We start from the raw sequence: 19558 nt of genomic DNA, 5'->3' as shown, positions 1-19558 counted from the left end.
TATGTTGATTTTGTACTATGATGCATGTAACAGGTGAAGGGGGCGCTCTTTACTTACAAAGGTTTGAGCCAAAAGGGGGAATTGCTATTCCGCGCACGAAATGGATGAGAAGTTTATTTGCACTGATGATGGTGTTCACTATATTGCTGGGAGGGTGTCAGAAGATGACGGAGAGTGAGAAACAGGCGTTGTACCAGGAGGCTGAGAAGGTTGTGGTGCAGCACTTCAAAGAAAAGTTTGAACTGGATGTGGTCGTGACGAGCAAGGAACTGCTGCCAGAGATGGCGATGTCGCAGATCGGACTGAAAGGGCATGTGAAGGATCATGAGGATCAGAGCTTTGGCATATCGTACGATTACAAGAAAAAAATCACTAAAAATCTCGTGATTAGTCCCGAGCTCGAGGAAGTCATTAAGGCTAAAGGACATGATCCATACGCCAAATAAAAGGGGAGGTGCAGTGATTGAGTAACGGCAGGAACATCGATGATGAAACGTACAAAACCTTATCGGAGTTAGCCTATCAGGATCAAAAGGCAGGTGACCGTTTAACGGAGCTTCCCGGCTGGCAAGTGCTGGAGGGCACAGAGAGCAATAAATTTTCCGGCTTCGACGCCGTGACATTCTATAATCCCGAGACCAAGGAGGCGGTCATTGCCTACCGAGGAACCGAGGGAAGTGCATCTCTGGATCGCTCGGTGCCCGATTTCGTGATGGATGCACGCATCGGGGGCGGAGAGTTGATCCGCAAGGGGCAACAAGACACGGCACAATTTGTAGACAACCTGACACCGGATTGGCTGGACAGAGGCGTTCAGAATATCAAAGATTCCACAGGTATTTCCAAAGTGGAGAACTGGGCTGGCGACCGGGTAAGAGATGTACAAAACTGGACGGGCGATCGCGTAAAGGATATTGAAAAGACCTATTCGCCTACGGGCTGGGCTAACCAGATGTATCAGTCGGAAGATTATGCGAACCATATGAAAGAAAAGTATGGCGATCTGAATTTCTCTCTGACAGGACATTCTCTTGGAGGTGGGGATGCACAATATGCTTCCGCTTATACAGGTCTTCCTGCGGTTACATTCAGTGCACCTTCAGTGATGGGCAACTTGACTCCTGAGATGCGTCGGCGGGTTGAGGCCGGTGAGTTGGATGGGCAAGTGACGAACTATGCGAGTCCGGGTGATCTGGTCGCTAGCGGAACGTTAGGCGGATATGATCGTCATGTAGGTTCTACGTATTATATTGATTCGAATTACGCAGATGCCAATAATGGTGTAAGTCTGATTGATAAAATTAAGAATACATTTGGCGGAGAAAACTACCACAGCCTGGATCAGTATGACTTCAAGAATGGTTATATTTCCAACGAATTGTATGATCCGATCACGGGTGAGCGGGTTCGTTATTCGCCAAGACTTATGGAGAATCTGGGGCCACTTAGCAAAGCGGTAGGTCCGATGGGACTGAGAGGCGGTGCAGGCAGAGGCGCGGCCGCAGCACTGGGATCGGGTCTAATCCAGGTTACCCCGGAAGAGCTGAAAAGTGTGGCTTCTCGCTGGAAACAAAATGCCCAGCAATGCAATGCCGAGCTGAATCAGGTGCGGACACGTATGGCTCAATATTTACATTCAAGCCGCAGTCGCAGACTGGAGCCTATTGTGACCCACTTGGATGCATCCATCCAGGAGCTGAGCACGTGGCATATGAAGCATACGAGTCAGTTCCTGAACTTTATTGAGGAAAAGGCAGAGGCTTTCCGGCAAGCGGATGAGAGTCCGGTACATTTTAACTAGTTATAAATGGCAGGCTGGAGAGATAGCAATGAGCATTCAAGGTGAGAACGTGCACTGAGGGGGAGGGAACCACGGATGAGCGGACAATTGCTGGTGGAATTGAATGACCTGCGGATTGCGGAAAAAGAGCTGTCACAGCTACTGGTTCGCATGCAAGCGGATGAGCAGGAGGCAAGAGCGCTGTACAGCCGTCTGAACGATTGGAAAGGGCAATCTGCGGATCATACGAGGCAACAGATTGAAGAGTTTTTCGCAGGTCTCGCCAAGCGTATCCAATCCATCGAAATGCAGAAAAAAAGTCTGATCCAGTACATTGAATTTATGATTCAAACGGATCAGCAACGTTAAAAAGCAGCTGTGTGCCATATGCGGATGGCACATGTAGTATGTAAGGCAAGTCATCTGAATTCTGAATATGTGTTAACCAAAAAAAGGAGTTTGTAGCATGAACGGGGTTATCCCGTTTGCTGCAAACTCCTTTGTGCATCTTATTACAATATTCTCTTCGGGTGACCCCGGGTAAGAGAACTGCGAATTAACGCTTTTTGCGGCGAGTGGCTAGTGCGATGCCCAGGAAGGACATGATCAGAGCCAGGATCGATACGATTAACGTTGCTTGTTGCAGCTTCAACGTACCTGCATCGGAATCCGTGTTATTCGGTTGACCAGTTACTGTATCGGAGAGCGCATCGCCGAGAGTAGTGTCATCATTTCCTTTTTTGCCATCAGTCGCAGTGTCAGAAGCTTTGTCACCTGTCGCGGTGCCAGCAGTACCTGCACTGTCATGCCCATTACTTGTGCCACCTGCTGCGGCATTGCCAGTAGTTGCAGGATCTTCGCTGATGGTTGTAATGCTGTGAGGCGAGTTCGCCCCCGGCTGGCCTGTCCACTCGACAATGCTGCCATCACTGTAATATTGGAAGGCATCCCATGCCACTTCTGTTTCTGTCTTTGGGTTTTGTGCAACAAAGTTAAACTGTTGGAACTGTCCAGCCAGAATCCCTTGGTTATCTCCATCAATCTCCCAAGTGATCGAGGTTACTTCTTTAGAATCGTTTTTCTCGGTTGTGATCTTCCACCCAGCCAGCGGCTGATATTGCTTAAATGCAACACCCTCTGGAATTTTGAGTGTAATTTTAGTTGTTGGCAGCTCTTTCTCGGACGGTACTTTAATCGTATACGTCTGCCATGCACTAGTTTGTGCAACGGATGGATTTACTGTGACGTGAGCGCTGGCCAAACCGGAGAACAGCAGGAACGCTGCTGCCCCTGTTGCCATAGCGGATGTTAGTTTGGATACCCATGTTGTCTTCTTCAAAATGATAACCCCTCTCATTCTTATGCAAATCGTTTTTAGATACACTTCACTCTTTTAAAGATGTTTTGTTGTTTACTACGGCTTTACTGCCTCAATCTTGAACTCGGCATCTAGGGCGTCAAGTGACCGAGTTAGGGCATGGACTTTAATGTTCCATTTGCCCGGCATAGAGATGTAGTCCTCTGCCTTATATATACCCGTATCGTTCTTCGGAATGGTGATTTCATAGATGCCCATATCCATATCCAGATGGATCAGGGACAACGTCACCTGTTCGAGATCCTTGACGATATTGCCATCTGCTCGCTTTATGCTGACTTCGAACTGATTTTCTCCCACTGCGTTTGGACTTACCTGAAGTGTTATCACGGAGCCATCTTCTGTTGTCTGTGTGCCCTTATAAGGACCGACGGGTGCTGGCTGACCTGGGGACAGATGAGTCAATACAGCCGCGAGCGCAAGAATGATGGCACCTGTAGCAAGTTCAGCCTTTAAACTGCGAGACAGCTGCTTACCCGTAGCGGCTCTTGCCCGTTTGGCATGAATCAGCGCGAAACCAATCATCACAATAAGCAACAGGATTTTACCGATCAGAACCAGGCCGTATGCTGTCGTGAACAAGGAGTTCAGCAGCGGATCGGGCAGGATGACCAGACTGCTGTAGATCCCCGTAGCGACCAGAACGGCTACAGCACCAATCCCCCAAGCGGTAAATCTCCTTAACGCAGCCCAGTAGACCTCACCTCGCAGTTTTGCGGGTAATCGGTCGGTGAGCGGTGGCAGGCACACCGCCATAGCGGTGAGAGCCCCAATCCAGAATGCGGCAGCGACCAGGTGTACAAAGTCCATCGTGACAGCTAACACACGCTGCTCCGCAGCAGCAGGATGTCCTGTCATGGCATGGGTAAGCAGCCAGCCTAGCGCAAGCAGCAATGATCCGTAAGACGACCAGATGCGCACACGTATGGATCGATCCAGATCATAGCCGGATAGAAGAGTGACGGCGAGCAGCATGGCAATCAGCATCTGCAGCATCCAGATCTGACCGAAGGAGGTCAGTTTGAGCGCACTGCCTAATAAGGCCCAACTGAATTCGTCGAGAGAGACACCTGACTCATAGAGTGTGTTCAGCGGAAGGCTTATTAATGCGGCAAAAGAAGCAGCAGCATAGCTGATCCATAGCAATTTGTAGCTACCCGGTGCCTCCATCGGTTCCCGTAGCAGTGAAGCTGGCGCAATTCGCAGCAGCAGGAAGGCGAGCGTACCCAGAATGACGGACAGACCGAGATATTGAATCCAGTCCGTGAATGACACGATCCATTTCAATGGGCCGCCGGTGGCACCCGAACCGGATGCCAGATCCTTCAATCCAGCAGGTGCTCCGGTAGGCTCGCCGATATGGAACACATACGCTCCAGAGATTGGATGACCATCGGCAGATACGGCCTTCCAGTTGACGAGATATGTCCCGTCAGCAAGGCCTTGCTTCAGACCCGTTTCCAGAATGTGCGGGCGTTCTGAGTCAATCTGGACGTTACCATCGTCCGCTTGATTTCCGTCAGGTCCGGTAATTTTAATATCATAAAAGGCCGTCTGCAGTGTTTCATTGAACTCCAACGTCAGCCGCTGCGGTGCGGTAACGAGCAGTTCATTCTCTTCAGGAGAAGCCTTCACAATATAAGCATGGGCAGATGCCCATTGCGGCATCACAAGGAAGAACACCAGGAACAGGCTGGTGAGTAGCGCCCAGTGACGTTTGCTCCAACGCAGGGCTAAGCTTCTTACTCTCAAAAAAATCATCACCCTTGGGTTATAGATTTACAATTATCCATAATTCATCGTTCACACATAATCTATACCATTATAACTTTGTCCAAAATGAAGGCGTATGACTACATAGGGCTATAAAAAATCATGGATTACTGCATATTTGTGACAAATGCTTGAAATAGTGCACGTTCATATGCGGTGCTATGACATAGCGCATATCAGAAGTGGATCGTTTTGTGATAAAATTCCCTATTCTATTCCCTCTGAAACCTATTTTATTTGCGAGGCTTGCGGCCGGCGAGCCCACTCTCTAATGCATAGCGAGTGAGCTGCACCCGGTTCTCCAGCTGCAGCTTCTGCAGGATGTTCTTCAGATGGTTCTTAACGGTCTGATCCGAGATGCCCAGCTGCTCGGCAATTTCACGATTGGTATACCCGGCAGATACCCATTGCAGGATCTCCAGTTCGCGGGCTGTTAGCGGATTTTCCTGTACATCTTCACTGCGAGGAGCGGGGAATTCCTGCAATATTCGGTACGCTAGCTCTTTGCTGAGCGGTGCATCGTCACTAACAATGGCGCGAAGGTATTCCAGCCAAGTAGAAGGAGACAAATTTTTGCGCAGATAACCTTGAGCTCCTTGTTTCAATGCTTCAAAGAGGTAAGTGACATCATCCGATACGGTGACCATTACAATCATGACGTATGGGAAACGGAGTTTAATCTGCCTTGTTGCTTCGAGTCCATCCATATCGGGCATCTGTACATCCATCAGAATCAGGTCGGGCATCCAGTGTTCGGTTAGTTCAATCGCTTCCTGCCCATTTTTGGCTGTACCAATGACTTCAAACAGGCTATCCTCGGATAAAATGGTGCATATCGCCTCGCGCGCATGCGCATGATCGTCCACGACCAGTACACGTACCAGTTCCATCAAGTCTGCCCCTTTCCAATGATCATTTGTGTATCACCTGGTGCCGAATCAAGCTGGAATGTCCATCCCATCTGCTCGGCTCGTTCTTTTGTGATTCGTAAACCGTACCGATCCTTGAACTGCATCGGGTCACCCTGAATTCCAATACCATTGTCACGGATATGAACAGACCAGAGAGAGGGATTGCCTTCAGCGTATACTGCCACCTTGGTGGCTTGGGCATGTTTGCGCACGTTAAGCAGTGCTTCCCGAATACAAGCAAGCAGTTCTACCTGTTCTTTAGCTGAGAAGGAAACTTCGGTCAGATTCCATTCTACATCTGCTTCCGGAACGGTATCACTCACGATGGATTCGACCTGAGCCTGCAAAGCAACCGCTTCGGGATCAGCAGTGGGTGAAGGTACATAACGCAATTGGGCAATGGCTTGCCTTACATATGTATTGACCTCGTGCACCGTTTTTTGAATTTCGCGCAGGTCCTGCTCATGGCTGGTACCTGCAAGACTGCGCCCTGCTTTGTCTGTCTTTACCGATAGCAGGAATAGCGATTGTGAAATGCCGTCATGCAGTTCCCGAGCAAGCTGGTCACGCGCTTCAAGCGCGGTTTTGGATGCTCGCTCTTGTTCGAGGGCAGCTCGCGCCCCTTCTAACATGAGGAACAAACGGCTAAGCAGTGTCACACTGACAAGATAAACGATCACAGGTGTCAACCAGTTTCCGGCATCCATCGATAGATACGGCATCAGAAACTGGTGGCGAATATATTCCCAGAGCCCCACGGTGATGGTGGGAATCAGCAGGATCATCCATTTAATCTGTTTGTAGGACATATATACATAACTCCTTTGAGAATAGATGATCTTAATGAGTTGAACCATTTATTCACACAATTGTTCGTGTAGAATCCTTCCTTCAACTTATGAATGGAAAGAGGGTAATGGGATCATTATAACGCAACCTTGTCCAAGACCCTAGTCCGGGCTGTTTACAAGAAACGGGGGAGCATCATGGAGTATTTAGAAGGATATCTAAGAACACGAAGGGGTGAAATGCTGTCATGCTAGGTGAGGGTTGATGTACTCTGCTCAGGAGGGCTCTGCCCGTTTTCGCTATGGAGTAAGGTCATCTATACTTATATAGAACGCAAAATCATTACAAAACATGTTAAGGAGTGACGCAGCAACATGAGTCAAGAAGTATTGGAACGTCGCAGTGAATTGCTCAAGAAAAACATTCACCAGATGCTTATTCAAGACAATCAGCACGGGATCAGTCGCCAAGACAACATGTTTTTGCAGCAGATGATCAAAGAGTTACATCAGACTTCACATGAACTGAATACGATGAGTAACGAAGAGTCTTCACAAGACTGAACATGCCCCTGATGCATCCGATGCATCAAATCACGCTTCACATCACGATGAAAATGAAAATGGCGCTATCCCTCATGGGGTAGCGCTTTGGTGTTTATTCACATATCAGACTACTGCAATAGTTGATGAGCCGCTCGTTTTTCGATATACCGAATGAACAACTCCGCCAGTTCCGGATCAAATTGCGTACCTGAGCATGCCCGTAACTCCTCTATAGCCTCATCCACGTTTTTGGTTTTCTGATAGGGTCTCTCGGTGGTCATGGCATCAAAAGAATCGATCACGGTCAGCATCCGGCACAGCTTCGGAATTTCATGACCCTTTAAACCGTAGGGATAACCATGCCCGTCATAGCGCTCATGATGCAATTCAATATACGGAATCAGATCGGCGAAGCGATCGTTCGTCATCACCATTTTTTTGCCCCAAGTCACATGACCCTTGATGGTATCCCATTCCTCACATGTCAGCTTGTCTCTTTTGTTCAATATGGACCAGGGAATCTCCAGCTTGCCAATATCGTGAATCAGCGCCCCAAGCACGAAACGCCGCTTTTCTGCATTGTCTAGTCTGAGCACTTCGCTAATATCGAGCGCGTATTTATAGACCCGTTTGGAATGTTTGAACGTATCCATATCCTTGTATTGAAACAGGTTCAGCTGCTGCTCAATGTCGCGGACGTCTTGAACCAGATCGATCTCGTGCTCCATACCGTCATTGCTGCCATGGCGGTGCACATTGTTTTTGCCCTGCTTTTTGGCATAGTAAAGCGCTTTGTCTGCCTGATCCACCAGTTGAGACTTGTTATACATATCCACTTGGTATGCAGCAATTCCGGCAGAGAAAGAGAGACAGCCATGCGGTAATACCTCGACACCTTCAAAAGGGGTATCATTCAGCTGTTTACGTAACTTGTTCATAAATCTGTAGGCCTCATCGAGTTCCATGCCTGGCATCAGCAACGTGAATTCTTCTCCACCATATCGAAAAGCGGTAACCGATGTGCCTTCCGTCTTCCGGATGAGAAAATCCCCGAGCAATGCCAGCAGGCTATCGCCTTGAAGGTGACCAAACTGATCGTTATATTTTTTGAAATCATCAATATCAAGCAATCCTAGACAGAGGGGCGTTCCTTGCGTTCGAGCTTTGTTTAGCTCAGTTTCCAGCATGCTTTCGAAATAGCTATGGTTGAACAATCCTGTACGCTGATCCGAATTCGCCTTCTCTTCGATGGACTGGTACATGATGAACAGCTGTTTGAACGCATGGGACAACAAGATGCTGAGACTGAGATACAAAAATAGACCGAGCACACCGTTATGTACAACCAGAATGGTGAGCACAAGCGCCAAAATAAGCGTACAGAGATAGACCAGAAGGGATTCGGTTACGAATGCCCGTTTCATCTGTTGCAATGCATCTTTGGTTGAGAAATGAAAGAACAATCCTAGCGTAATGGTATTAATAATGAAATAGGCAGCCAGGGCTGCAACATAAGGAATCAGGTTATAGCTATCAATTGCACCGGTCTGACCACCTGTCCATTCGAACACAGTAGCAGCCCCGGTAATCATGAGACTATAGATACTGAAATTGACGACATGTTTCCACCAGGTAAGCTTGCGGTCTTTAATTAATAGAATGATAGAAATGGGCAACAACACCGAGAGGCTGAATGCCCCGCCAAACATAAATATGCAGGCCAGATACACAGAGGAGTCCATCGATTGCTGGTTACCCTTCGGGGGAATCTGGAATGTAAAATAGTCGAGGATGAGCGCGGCTCCCAGCATGGTGTAAACCATGACCCAATCGGTTGTAGTCAGATGTATATAAGACCACTGGTTCATATAGATAAAAACGCCAATCCCGGTGCAGCTAAGCAATAAAACATACATCATGCTTCGATCTGCTTTGCGGATAAGGTTACGAATAAAGTTCATAGAAAATCTCCTGCTTGGATTTAGTCAACTCGTGATGTTAAGTATAAACCAACGATGCAGTATCACGTCTTTTTTGAAGATAACAGACTCCTGCTCGATGCATTTATATTGGTTATTCTTGTATAGGTATATACTATATTTTTTTTAACATAACAAGATCGCTTGCAAAAATCCAGCAAGAAAAAACAGGCCGCTCGCAGCCTGTTTGTCTGGTGTGGCGGCAGAACCTAACCGCCGAGCTTGTATCCCGAAGTAAGTGCTACAACGACAGACGCTACGATGATGGCGTTGATGACAATGCGGGAATATTTGATACCCTCGAATTTCTTCATGGAAAAGACCTCCCTTCCTTGGAGTCTGGTCCGATGCTTACCCTATTCTCACTGGGTTTGGTATGTTTCTGCGGACGATACATCTTCTTTGCCCCGATTCACCATCATGTACTGGATAAACAGGAATATGCCAACATTCATCACGACATCACCAATGCTGATGACCTGTGTACGCGGATAAGGACTCGATAGCGGGATGATGTCACCGAGAAAAGAGAGGTGAGTAGACGCGTCCATCATATAATGCTTGGATACAGCGCCGCCTTCCCGAAGCAGATCGACATAATAAGGACCGAGCACAGCAGAGGCTTCCACCGAAACGGGCATGCGACCACCATTAAAAGCCATCACGATGAAGTTGAGAAGCACCCCGATCCAGATCAGCGTGAAACCCCGATGATGTCTGTTGAGCCATAAAAAGATGAGGCCGGTAATATACACAGCGGCAAACAGATAACCATTAATGGATGCTACCCAGCTCAACCGCTCCTGCATATAGAAAATGCCAAACTGGAAAAGTAACAGCAGCGGAAAGATCCAGCCGCCGCGCAGCTGGAGTGTTGCAAACTGGTTGAGCCCATAACGGACTCCACCCCTGAACAGACCAACAATCAAGCCGATCAGAATACCGTCGTATACCATGATTAACCCCTGTTCTTGCGGATGTGCGCAACAATACTTGCGTGTTTGTGTACATAAGAAATTCGACCTGATATTGGCAATTCCTGCATGGTTAAAATGATTTTTAAGAAGAATTTTGTAATTGTATACATAAAAGCCGTCTTCCCGAAAAATAGAGGTCGAAACCTGAATCCGAATCGGTGAAAACGGCTTTATATTTTGCTAAAAAATGATCATTTCAGTCAAGTGGTTATCTAAACGATATTTACTCCGAACCGCCATTCAAGTAATTAAAGAAAGGCTGATCCACCCAGAAGTTGTATGAGGTGATATTGGCTTCAGGAGCGAGATTGCGGAATCCTTCCTGAATAGCCTTGGCATTTTCTTTCAGCGAGAAAGATTGGGCATAATAATGACCAAGTGTAATTTTATTGTTCGTAATCACTGGGAAGTTAGCCAGTGCGGTTGGCGAATAATACAGCGGCTGCCACCAAGAGTTGATAATCAGTGGAGATTGACTGTTGCTGTTCTTTTTGGCAAATTTCAGAACGATGTCGTTGAAACGGGCTTTGTCAGCCGTATTGTTAAATTCAAACTGAATGTCATATTCCTTCGCATAAGCGATATAGTTGCCATTCTCAATCTGTGTAACTTTGTAGTCTGGTGTTTCCTTCGGCTCGCCCCACTCTTTCAAATAGATAAAAGCAGATGTCTTCGGCTGGAATTGCACATCGGCATCAATGCCTTCGCTGCGAAGCAGGCCAATCAGCTGTACTGCATGATTAATGCTGTCATGACCATAAGTTAACGTCAGTTCATCGATAAAGTTGGAGTCGAAACGGCTGTCTTTCAGGTTGTACCCTGTAACCAGATCTTCCCGCAGTGCCTGATCCACAATTTTTCTGAGTTCAGGAGCTTCAATCAGATCTGCTGTGCGATATGCAGCATATAGCTTGGCGTAGATATCTGCATCATTGGAGCGTCCAATTTCATTTTTATATTTACCTTGGCTGATCAACACACGTCCAAGCAGTATGTTCGCTGCATCCTTGCTTGCTGCGCCGCCCTTAACCAGGATAGGATACAGACTCTCCGGAACCAGTCCTGTATCAATGGCCGCAGCCAGTTCTTGCCCAGCTTGTCCTTGCAAACGATTTGGCTTGATGCCCGCTTTGGCAAGGGCTTTCGCTGTTTTGTCCGCAGGGTAGGTGTAAGCGAGTTCTTTGAATCCAGCTGCTTTGACTGCGAGGAATACTGCTGTGTAAATGCTCAGTTGATCATTCGCACGTACCTCCGTTGATGTTAAAACACCGTTATTGAACAGAGCAACAGCTGCCTCGTAGGCATCGTCACCCGATTTCAGGTCGCTGAAGGCAGGCGCCTTTGCGGCATCCGTACTTGTAGTGGTAGCGGAACTTGCTTCCGTAATAGCTGCTATGGCTTTGATAAAATCACCCTTGGATGCTTGCTGTGGCAATTGGATGCTGTACTTGGCTTGCAGGAATTGAGCGAAATCTGCTGCACTCTCTGTGTAGACAGCTGGTGTTTTTACTGCAGGGGAGCTCACATTCAACGTTTTAGGAGCAACTGGCGTTGCGGATGCTGCAGAAGCAGAAGCGGGCAAACTAAGACTGCCGAGAGTTACCGGAGCGGCGAGCAGAGCCGCCAGCGTGATCTGGGTGATTTTTTTCAAATGAAAGGCCTCCTTAAAATAGGGTTGAAAATGATAGGTGAATGCAATATAATCCTGACAAATCCTATCAGAATAGAATAATTGGATTGACTTTAGCACGGAGTCGCGCCAAATGTCAACGAAAAAAAGCCAGCCGTAATGCGGATTCCAGAGTCTGGAAGTCAGTGTTGTTACGATGATCTTCCATATGAGTGTATACGCTGAAAGTTTTATTGACAAGGATCGACATTATCCGATAGGATATAAAAAAAGATTATTGAAAAGGGGAATTTTCAAAATGAAAAGAGGTTTATCGTTCGTCTTATCAATTGTTATGGTCGCTATTTTGCTGGCTGCTTGTGGGAATTCAGCTACTAAAGACGAACAATCCGCTCAAGGCGGCGATTCTGGAAAATCCCTGCGGATGGCATTAGTACTACCTGAAAAAATAGGGGTCAACCCTTTCTTTGTACAAATGGATGAAGGTTTCAAAAAAGCAGGTAAAGAGTTTAAGGTGGATACCAAAACGATCGAATCAACAGACCCTGCAGCATTCGAGCAAAACCTGCGTGCAGCTGTTGCTGAGAATTACGACCTGATTATTACAGCAACGTTCCAGGCAGAAGATGCACTGAAAAAGGTCGCTGCCGAGAATCCAAACAAATCATTTGCTATTGTGGACACAACTGTAGATTTGCCTAACGTTCGCAGTGTTGGTTTCCGTGAGTATGAAGGAGCGTACCTGCTGGGTGCTGCCGCTGGACTCTCCACGAAAACAGACAAAGTGGGCATGATCGCTGCAATGGACGTACCTTTGATCAAGAAGTATACAGAAGGTTTCAAAGCGGGTCTGGAATCGGTTAATCCAAAAGCAGAATTCCTGGTGAACTATGTTGGTGGTTTCAATGACCCGGCTAAAGCGAAAGAATTGGCACTGGTGCAATTCGGTAAGGGTGCTGACTTTATCGCAGGGGCATCTGCTGTAGGTGACCTTGGTGTGTTCGAAGCAGCCAAAGAAAAAGGCTTCTATACTTCTGGACAAGATACAGACCGTACGGTAGAAGATCCGGAGCATATCGTACTTTCCCAGTTGAAATCTACGGATACGGTTGCGTACGAAACGGTGAAGGACTTTGCAGAAGGTACATTCAAAGCAGGTGCAGTGAACTACGGCCTGAAAGAAGACGGTGTTGGTCTGACATACGTTACGCGTGACAGTGAGTCTCCGCTGAATGCATTTGTTGGTCAAGAAGTTATCGACAAAGTAAAAGCGATCAAAGATGATATCATCTCTGGTAAAATTGTAGTGAAAGATCCATTGCAACAATAGTAGACCTAGAAAATCATATCTTGAGAATGATCTGAAAAGTTTCATATGAAGAAGAGCAATGAATTGATGGATGTGTAATCAATCTAGTAAGCCGGCTGCCCAACCAGGCAGCCGGTTTTGCTACTGTTTACAGTGACCTTATATGTTGAACGTAACGTTTACACGATAACGGATAGGACAGAAGAAACCTGGAGAAGCGGAGCGGTTGCCTAAAAGCTTTCTGCAAGAAAGCTACATGGTAAGCATACGCTTATCACCGGATTTTCCCCTTATAAAAGGGAGTTCAAAAAAATCCGGGGATAACAGCGATCGAAAGGTTGTTCTGTCATCGGAGTGTCCAGTGTAACCATTTCACGTTGAACTTACATCACCCGAGAGGAGCGAACGCAAGATATGCTGTTGGAGATGGAGCAAATTACGAAGAAATACGGCAACTTCACGGCGAACAAGGAGATCCATTTTAATCTGCGCGAGGGGGAGATTCATGCTCTTGTCGGGGAGAATGGAGCAGGGAAAACGACGCTAATGCGTATGCTATACGGGATGGAGCAGCCGACAACTGGCACGATTAAAGTCCGTGGGCGCGAGGTGAACTTTGCAACACCATCCCAGGCTATGGCGAGCGGGATCGGCATGGTGCACCAGCATTTCATGCTGTTTCCATCCTTTACGGTAGCGGAGAATATTGTCATTGGACGTGAGCCTGCGGCGGCAGGGGTATTTGATCGAAAAAAAGCGGCAGCTCAGGTCCATGAATTGGGCAGACAATACGGTATGCCGGTCGACCCGTGGAAAAAAGTTGCCGAATGTCCTCTGGGTATGCAGCAACGTGTAGAAATTCTCAAAGTGCTTCATCAGGGAGCGGACATTATTATATTGGATGAACCTTCTGCGGTGCTAACTCCGCTCGAAGTGAAAGAACTGCTGGCGAATATGAAATCGCTCGCGAAGCTAGGCAAAACCTTTGTCATCATCACACACAAGCTGCAAGAGGTGATGGATGTCGCGGATCGAATCACCGTACTGCGGGATGGACAAGTCACAGGTATATTGGAAGCAAAGGATACTAATGTAGAGGAACTGTCTCGCCTGATGGTGGGACGTGAACTGGTGCGTATGGATAAACCGTCATCTGTTCCGGGTGAAGCGGTGCTCCAGGTGGAAGGCATTCATCTCTCGGGAGCTAAAGATCGGTCTGCCCTCAAAGACATTCATATGCAAGTCCGAAAAGGTGAAGTCGTCGGGATTGCGGGTATTTCCGGCAACGGTCAATCCGAATTGATTCAAGTGATTGCCGGGCTGCGGAAGCCGGATGGAGGACGCGTGCTCTTATCCGGGCAGGACACGACCAACTGGCCGGTACGCCGCATTCGTGAGCATGGACTGGCGCATATTCCGGAAGACCGTTACATGTGGGGAGCAGCGAAGGATGCCAGTGTGAAGGAGAACGGACTGATGGGGCACCATCATCGTATGCAGAAGCGGGGCATGATCAAAGCCAGAGCAGCCAAAGCAATGGTGGAGAGCTGGATCAAGCAGTTTAGCATCAAGACAGGCTCGGCGGAAACGAAAGCCCAATTTCTATCAGGTGGTAATCTGCAGAAGCTGATTGCAGCACGTGAATTTGCGCAGGATACACCGTTCCTGATCGCAGCAGAGCCTACACGTGGGGTGGATATCGGTGCGATGGAGACCATCCATGCGGAATTGTTGCGCAAACGGAATGAGGGAGCAGGTATCTTGCTGATCTCATCCGAGTTGTCAGAAATTTTGCAATTATCGGATCGCATTATTGTGATGTATGAAGGCGAGATTGCCGGAGAACTTCCGGCAGCGGAAGCGACAGAAGAACAGATCAGCTTGTTGATGGCAGGAGGGAAAGAGCGGGTATGAATCGGTTAAAAGAAACACTTCGCGGACTTGTACAGCCGCTGCTTGCCGTATTGATCGGCTTACTCGCCGGGGCGATCGCCATTCTGGTCGTTGGCGGCAATGTCGTGGATACGTATGCCGAGATGTGGAAGGGTGCCTTCGGCAACTTCTACTTCTTCACCAATACATTGGCTCGTGCCACACCGATTATTTTGGCGGGACTCGGTGTGGCACTGGCATTCCGTGCCGGATTTTTCAATATGGGTGCGGAAGGTCAGATGATTCTGGGCGGACTCAGTGCGGCGCTCACAGCTCTTTATCTGCCAGGGCCGGGCTGGTTCGTATGTATTGCTGCCATTCTGGCGGGAATTATCGCCGGCGGGGTGTGGTCCCTTTTTGCAGGCTGGCTGGATGCACGCTTTGGGATGAACCTTTTGATTACCACACTACTGCTTAACTATATTGCGACGTATTTTGGCGGTTACATGGTTTCGTATCCATTTAAAGATCGAACGGGATCGGCAGCGATGGCGCAGACACCAATGATTGATCAGAGTATCTGGCTACCGAAGCTGTTTCAGGGCATGGGACTGCACGCAGGCTTCATTATAGCGATTGTAGCGGCGATGCTGATCTACTGGTTTACGCACAAAACGGTAACGGGTTATGAAATTCGTATGCTGGGCAGCAATCCGTCTTTTGCGGCTTATGGGGGTGTTCGCCGAATTCGTATGATGATGCTGTCCATGGTGATCAGTGGTGGGCTTGCGGGTCTTGCTGGTGCTGGCGAAGTGCTCGGTACACAGTACCGCTTCCTGGATGGCTCGCTATCCTCGGCTAGTTATGCGTGGAGTGGCATCATGGCTACACTGCTTGCACGCTCACATCCACTGGGCACAGCTGTAGCGGCCATTCTGCTCGCGGCATTACAGACAGGTGCAATGGGCATGGAGCGCAACACGGATGTCCCTCTGGAAGTTGGCAGTGTAATTCAGGCAGTGTTGACACTGTTTGTCTCGGCACAGATCGGTTATTCCTTCCTGAAGCGGAGAAAGGAGAAAAAGTCCAATGCAACAACTGTTTGATGCAGCCATGTTTGGCTCAACCTTGCGGATTATGACGCCGATTCTGCTCGCAGCACTTGGTGGGGCCTTATGTTCGCGCGTAGGTCTGTTTAACGTGGGTTTGGAAGGACTGGTGCTGATCGGGGCATTCTCCGCGATTGTGGGCAACTACCTATTCGGTAACGTACTCTTGGCAGTGCTGTTTTCCATTATTATCGTGATGCTGTTCTCGGCGCTATTTGCATTTATAAGTATTAATCTAAAGGCTAATGCCATTGTCGTCGGTATATCGTTGAACTTTCTGGCGGCGGGACTCACGACCTTTGCCCTGCGGGCGATCTTCGATGTAAAAGGTGCATACTACGATAAGGATATGGTGGGACTCCCGAAATGGGACATTCCGCTGATCAAGGATATTCCTTGGGTGGGCACGGTGTTCTCAGGCCATAGTCCGCTCGTATATCTCGGCATTATTATTGTCATTGCTCTACAGTTCTATCTATTTAAAAGTGTATCCGGCTTCCGTCTGCGTTCCGTGGGTGAGAATCCGATTGCAGCACAGAGCATCGGCATCAAGGTACGCGGCATTCAGTATGGTGCTGTACTGATGTGCGGTGTACTGTGTGCACTGGCTGGAGCGCAGCTGTCGCTTGGTCAGGTGACGATGTTTACCGAAGGCATGACCGCAGGTCGGGGCTTCATCGCTTTGGTTGCTACGATGCTTGGACAAGCCAACCCGCTTGGGGTGATGGGGTCTAGCGTGTTGTTTGGATTCATGGAAGCACTTAGTATTCGTCTGCAAGGCTTCTCTCTGCCAACCCATTTCACCATGATGTTGCCGTATATTGTAACACTGGTGGCGATGTTCTTTTTCAAAGACCGGACGTATGCACAGGATGCATTGAAAGCGGGCGGAAGCTCACGTTAATCCTGTTGTGAACCCTAGCTATGATAGGATAGATATGTGAGTAACGGTTTCAGTTGCATAGTGACATCGTGAACAAAGGAGGAATCAGGGACGTGCATAACAAAGCTGAGCGTTTGAAAAAAACCAAAACACCACTACCGAAAGCTGGTGCCGATTACGGAGATCGGTTGCCGCCAGGTCAGGTGCTGACGGAGAAATTCCCGATTTTGCATGAAGGGGAGGTGCCGGAGTATGACCTTTCCACTTGGGATTTGAAGGTTTTTGGTGAAGTCGAAGAAGAGAAGGTGTTCTCTCTGGCTGAGCTTCAGGCGATGCCGCAGGTGAACATGGTTAGTGATATTCACTGTGTTACGCGCTGGTCGAAATTTGACACACCTTGGGAGGGTATTCGCTTCTCCGAATTCATGAAGCTGCTCGGGGTTAAACCAGAAGCGAAGTACGTCATGATTCACGCGGACCATGATTACGAGACCAATGTGCCACTTGAAGAACTGATGCATGATGATGTATTGCTTGCGTTTAAATATAATGGTGAGCCGCTCACGCCGAAGCATGGGTTCCCATTGCGACTGGTTGTGCCACAGCTGTATTTCTGGAAGAGTGCAAAGTGGGTGCGTGGACTGGAGTTTATGACAGAGGATCGCAACGGCTTCTGGGAAAGCAATGGCTTCCACCATTTTGCCGATCCGTTTAAGGAGCAACGCTTCTCGGGTGAAGATCTGCCGATTCCTGAGGATGAGTGGACGAAAAAGGAGTTTGATTAATATGTTGATGCCGATATTGCAGATTCATTCGGAAGATATGCCAGCTTATGCTATCGTGTGTGGCGACCCGGCTCGTGCGGAGAAAATTTCCCGCAAGCTGGAGAATGCCAGAGAGCTGGCGTTCAGCCGCGAATATCGCACATTTGTAGGAGAGTATGAAGGGGTTCAGATGGCGGTGGTCAGTCATGGCGTAGGTTCACCGGGCGCAGCGGTGTGCTTCGAGGAACTGATTCGCGCAGGAGTGAAAACCCTGATTCGAGTAGGCACAGCAGGCTCATATACAGCCGATTATCCAGCAGGCAGCGTTATTGTCAGCACTGCGGCTGTACGCTCCGATGGACTGACGCGTCAGCTAGTACCCGATGGTTTCCCTGCGGTAGCCGATATTGATGTAACCAGCGCATTGGTTGCTGCTGCACGGCAGACAGATCGTGGCATAAGTGAGGTTGCCAAAGTTGGCGTGGGTATCACGGTAACTTTGGATGCCTTTTTCACAGGGGTAGAAGAGATTCCTCACCGTAAATACAAACAGGCTGGAGCGCTTGCCGCCGAGATGGAGATCGCTGCGCTCTATATCGTCAGTACGTTGCGTGGTGCGCGAGCTGGAGCCATTGTGGCCATTGACGGCTTCGCAGACAGTGATCTTGCGGCTGAGTATGATCCGCATACCGATGCGGTCGCTAAGGCAGTAGAGCACGAGATCGAAGCTGCGCTTCGTGCGCTCGCTGCCCTTGCTCGCCAGGATCAGGCATAGGCAATAATGGAATAGAGTACACAAAATGGCGTCCCGAAAGGTCATAACTTGACCACCAGGGACGCCATTTTATGTTGTCGTTTTAAAAGAGAGGATCGTCACAGTTATTTATAGACAATATGCATGGAGTAGAAAGACCCATCGGAGTTGAAGCGGCCCTCCACGGTAGGAGCTCCTTTTTTCGTAAACAAGGCAAGATCAGAAGGGAATGCTTTTTTTTCCACCATATGACCATTCAGATCTATTCCGAACAGCAGCTCGGCTTGTGCCACACCGCTATCCTGTAATTGTCTTGCCGTGATAGCCTTTATTTTTTTATGATACTCATCAACAGCTTCCTGTCCTTTGTTAAAATAATCATCTGCCAGAGCCCTGGCATTAACCGCAACAACTATATGCGTGGCTTTGTCTACCCCAATCCAGGTTCCGTACTTATCGTTCGTGTACATCAATTCAATGATTTGTTTCTTTCCTTTGTGCTGTAACACAGCACCATCCAGTTCTCCCGATGGTAAATCTAGTTTGCTGAACACTTCTTCGGCTGCTTGAATGTCTTGTTCGGCAACGTCATTCATGTCTATGTTCTGTTGAGTGTAGCTTATTTTGTTGTTTTCAATGTAAAAGGTGATATGTTCTTCTTGTATATGTCCGGATTGAATATTCCCCTTCAAGTCCACCAGCAGTTGGCTTGGGAAAGGTGTGCCAAGGATGTTGAAATCCCAGCCGTAGTCGTCAATATAACTGCCTTTATCGAGCTTGTACGCTTTTTTGGTCAGTTTTTTGAGTGTTTGTTCTACTTTTTTAACAACCGCAGCTGACGCCTTTGTGTTTTTATTTGATTTTGTTGATGCAGTGTCAGCTGTCGTGGATACTTCAGCTTTGGTTTTGGCAGCGCTCGCTGGAGTGGGATAAGAAGCAATGGACATTGTGCCGATCATTCCTGCCAGAGCAATGGAGTTGATTACTTTATACATGGGTTTCACGATAAGATACCTCCAAGTCAAATAATTAGTCTATCTACTTATATAACTGGTTGAGGTGGCGCTTTTGTGACACTTATCCATACTAATTTTAGAAAAAGTGT

General features: G+C 48.1%; 18 protein-coding genes. 10 read left to right on the top strand and 8 right to left on the bottom strand.

What is annotated here, in order from left to right:
• Positions 1–104 precede the first annotated feature (104 nt).
• From ABIE27_RS25535 to ABIE27_RS25525, 3 genes are all read left to right on the top strand, one after another.
• Positions 105–446 carry a hypothetical protein gene (locus tag ABIE27_RS25535; protein WP_151458095.1) on the top strand — a complete coding sequence of 114 codons (342 nt, stop codon included), beginning with the start codon at positions 105–107 and terminating at the stop codon, positions 444–446.
• A gap of 17 nt (positions 447–463) precedes the next feature.
• Positions 464–1801, top strand: a complete 1338-nt coding sequence (locus tag ABIE27_RS25530; protein WP_429351842.1) for a lipase family protein — start codon at positions 464–466, stop codon at positions 1799–1801.
• Positions 1802–1876: 75 nt separating this feature from the next.
• A complete protein-coding gene (locus ABIE27_RS25525) occupies positions 1877–2149 on the top strand; it encodes a hypothetical protein (protein ID WP_090918837.1) in 273 nt (90 codons plus the stop codon).
• A gap of 187 nt (positions 2150–2336) precedes the next feature.
• On the opposite strand, the gene ABIE27_RS25520 is transcribed toward ABIE27_RS25525, so the two are convergent.
• The 4 genes from ABIE27_RS25520 to ABIE27_RS25505 all read right to left on the bottom strand — a co-directional run bounded on the left by ABIE27_RS25520 (position 2337) and on the right by ABIE27_RS25505 (position 6651).
• Complete coding sequence (locus ABIE27_RS25520; protein ID WP_240037004.1) at positions 2337–3119, bottom strand: YcnI family protein; 783 nt, start codon at positions 3117–3119, stop codon at positions 2337–2339.
• Positions 3120–3194: 75 nt separating this feature from the next.
• The gene (locus tag ABIE27_RS25515) at positions 3195–4910 is read right to left on the bottom strand and encodes a copper resistance protein CopC (RefSeq protein WP_429351841.1); all 1716 of its coding nucleotides are present in this window, start codon (positions 4908–4910) and stop codon (positions 3195–3197) included.
• 254 nt (positions 4911–5164) lie between these two features.
• The gene (locus ABIE27_RS25510; RefSeq protein ID WP_090918831.1) at positions 5165–5821 is read right to left on the bottom strand and encodes a response regulator; all 657 of its coding nucleotides are present in this window, start codon (positions 5819–5821) and stop codon (positions 5165–5167) included.
• Positions 5821–6651: a sensor histidine kinase gene (locus tag ABIE27_RS25505; RefSeq protein ID WP_429351840.1), complete on the bottom strand. Its 831-nt coding sequence runs from the start codon at positions 6649–6651 to the stop codon at positions 5821–5823. Before ABIE27_RS25505 ends, ABIE27_RS25510 begins: the two co-directional genes overlap by 1 nt.
• Before the next feature lie 354 nt (positions 6652–7005).
• Here ABIE27_RS25505 and ABIE27_RS25500 point away from each other — a divergent pair, with 354 nt between their 5' ends.
• Entirely contained in the window at positions 7006–7194 is a 189-nt protein-coding gene (locus ABIE27_RS25500; protein WP_123065519.1) for a hypothetical protein, read from the top strand.
• Positions 7195–7304: 110 nt separating this feature from the next.
• On the opposite strand, the gene ABIE27_RS25495 is transcribed toward ABIE27_RS25500, so the two are convergent.
• The 3 genes from ABIE27_RS25495 to ABIE27_RS25485 all read right to left on the bottom strand — a co-directional run bounded on the left by ABIE27_RS25495 (position 7305) and on the right by ABIE27_RS25485 (position 11783).
• Positions 7305–9137, bottom strand: coding sequence for a bifunctional diguanylate cyclase/phosphohydrolase (locus tag ABIE27_RS25495; RefSeq protein ID WP_429351839.1), 1833 nt, complete (start codon positions 9135–9137; stop codon positions 7305–7307).
• Between the two features lie 380 nt (positions 9138–9517).
• Positions 9518–10111: a DUF5317 domain-containing protein gene (locus ABIE27_RS25490; RefSeq protein WP_429351838.1), complete on the bottom strand. Its 594-nt coding sequence runs from the start codon at positions 10109–10111 to the stop codon at positions 9518–9520.
• Between the two features lie 244 nt (positions 10112–10355).
• The gene (locus ABIE27_RS25485; protein ID WP_429351837.1) at positions 10356–11783 is read right to left on the bottom strand and encodes a hypothetical protein; all 1428 of its coding nucleotides are present in this window, start codon (positions 11781–11783) and stop codon (positions 10356–10358) included.
• Positions 11784–12060: 277 nt separating this feature from the next.
• Between ABIE27_RS25485 and ABIE27_RS25480 the strand changes: the two genes are divergently transcribed.
• The 6 genes from ABIE27_RS25480 to ABIE27_RS25455 all read left to right on the top strand — a co-directional run bounded on the left by ABIE27_RS25480 (position 12061) and on the right by ABIE27_RS25455 (position 18474).
• The gene (locus ABIE27_RS25480; RefSeq protein WP_123065523.1) at positions 12061–13092 is read left to right on the top strand and encodes a BMP family lipoprotein; all 1032 of its coding nucleotides are present in this window, start codon (positions 12061–12063) and stop codon (positions 13090–13092) included.
• A 393-nt stretch (positions 13093–13485) separates the two neighbouring features.
• Positions 13486–14985 carry an ABC transporter ATP-binding protein gene (locus tag ABIE27_RS25475; protein ID WP_123065524.1) on the top strand — a complete coding sequence of 500 codons (1500 nt, stop codon included), beginning with the start codon at positions 13486–13488 and terminating at the stop codon, positions 14983–14985.
• On the top strand, positions 14982–16049 hold the full coding sequence (locus ABIE27_RS25470) for an ABC transporter permease (RefSeq protein ID WP_429351836.1): 1068 nt from the start codon (positions 14982–14984) through the stop codon (positions 16047–16049). The genes ABIE27_RS25475 and ABIE27_RS25470 overlap by 4 nt, the downstream gene beginning before the upstream one ends.
• Positions 16033–16956: an ABC transporter permease gene (locus ABIE27_RS25465; RefSeq protein WP_123065526.1), complete on the top strand. Its 924-nt coding sequence runs from the start codon at positions 16033–16035 to the stop codon at positions 16954–16956. The genes ABIE27_RS25470 and ABIE27_RS25465 overlap by 17 nt, the downstream gene beginning before the upstream one ends.
• Positions 16957–17048: 92 nt before the next feature.
• The gene (locus ABIE27_RS25460) at positions 17049–17720 is read left to right on the top strand and encodes a sulfite oxidase-like oxidoreductase (protein WP_123065527.1); all 672 of its coding nucleotides are present in this window, start codon (positions 17049–17051) and stop codon (positions 17718–17720) included.
• Between the two features lies 1 nt (position 17721).
• A complete protein-coding gene (locus ABIE27_RS25455) occupies positions 17722–18474 on the top strand; it encodes a nucleoside phosphorylase (RefSeq protein WP_123065528.1) in 753 nt (250 codons plus the stop codon).
• Positions 18475–18578: 104 nt separating this feature from the next.
• Here the strand turns inward: ABIE27_RS25455 and ABIE27_RS25450 are convergent, their stop codons facing one another.
• Complete coding sequence (locus ABIE27_RS25450) at positions 18579–19457, bottom strand: hypothetical protein (protein WP_429351835.1); 879 nt, start codon at positions 19455–19457, stop codon at positions 18579–18581.
• Positions 19458–19558: the final 101 nt, after the last annotated feature.

The sequence above is a fragment of the Paenibacillus sp. 4624 genome (genome assembly GCF_050435065.1).
GTDB lineage: Bacteria > Bacillota > Bacilli > Paenibacillales > Paenibacillaceae > Paenibacillus > Paenibacillus amylolyticus_D.
Note: the sequence above shows the minus strand (reverse complement) of the source record. Positions and strands in the feature narration are given on the sequence as shown.

Coding starts and splice junctions, on each gene's coding strand:
- ABIE27_RS25495 (WP_429351839.1), bottom strand. CDS start 9,137: ATGAACTTTATTCGTAACCTTATCCGCAAAGCAGATCGAAGCATGATG.
- ABIE27_RS25490 (WP_429351838.1), bottom strand. CDS start 10,111: ATGGTATACGACGGTATTCTGATCGGCTTGATTGTTGGTCTGTTCAGG.
- ABIE27_RS25500 (WP_123065519.1), top strand. CDS start 7,006: ATGAGTCAAGAAGTATTGGAACGTCGCAGTGAATTGCTCAAGAAAAAC.
- ABIE27_RS25475 (WP_123065524.1), top strand. CDS start 13,486: ATGCTGTTGGAGATGGAGCAAATTACGAAGAAATACGGCAACTTCACG.
- ABIE27_RS25480 (WP_123065523.1), top strand. CDS start 12,061: ATGAAAAGAGGTTTATCGTTCGTCTTATCAATTGTTATGGTCGCTATT.
- ABIE27_RS25535 (WP_151458095.1), top strand. CDS start 105: ATGAGAAGTTTATTTGCACTGATGATGGTGTTCACTATATTGCTGGGA.
- ABIE27_RS25455 (WP_123065528.1), top strand. CDS start 17,722: ATGTTGATGCCGATATTGCAGATTCATTCGGAAGATATGCCAGCTTAT.
- ABIE27_RS25505 (WP_429351840.1), bottom strand. CDS start 6,651: ATGTCCTACAAACAGATTAAATGGATGATCCTGCTGATTCCCACCATC.
- ABIE27_RS25525 (WP_090918837.1), top strand. CDS start 1,877: ATGAGCGGACAATTGCTGGTGGAATTGAATGACCTGCGGATTGCGGAA.
- ABIE27_RS25465 (WP_123065526.1), top strand. CDS start 16,033: ATGCAACAACTGTTTGATGCAGCCATGTTTGGCTCAACCTTGCGGATT.
- ABIE27_RS25470 (WP_429351836.1), top strand. CDS start 14,982: ATGAATCGGTTAAAAGAAACACTTCGCGGACTTGTACAGCCGCTGCTT.
- ABIE27_RS25510 (WP_090918831.1), bottom strand. CDS start 5,821: ATGGAACTGGTACGTGTACTGGTCGTGGACGATCATGCGCATGCGCGC.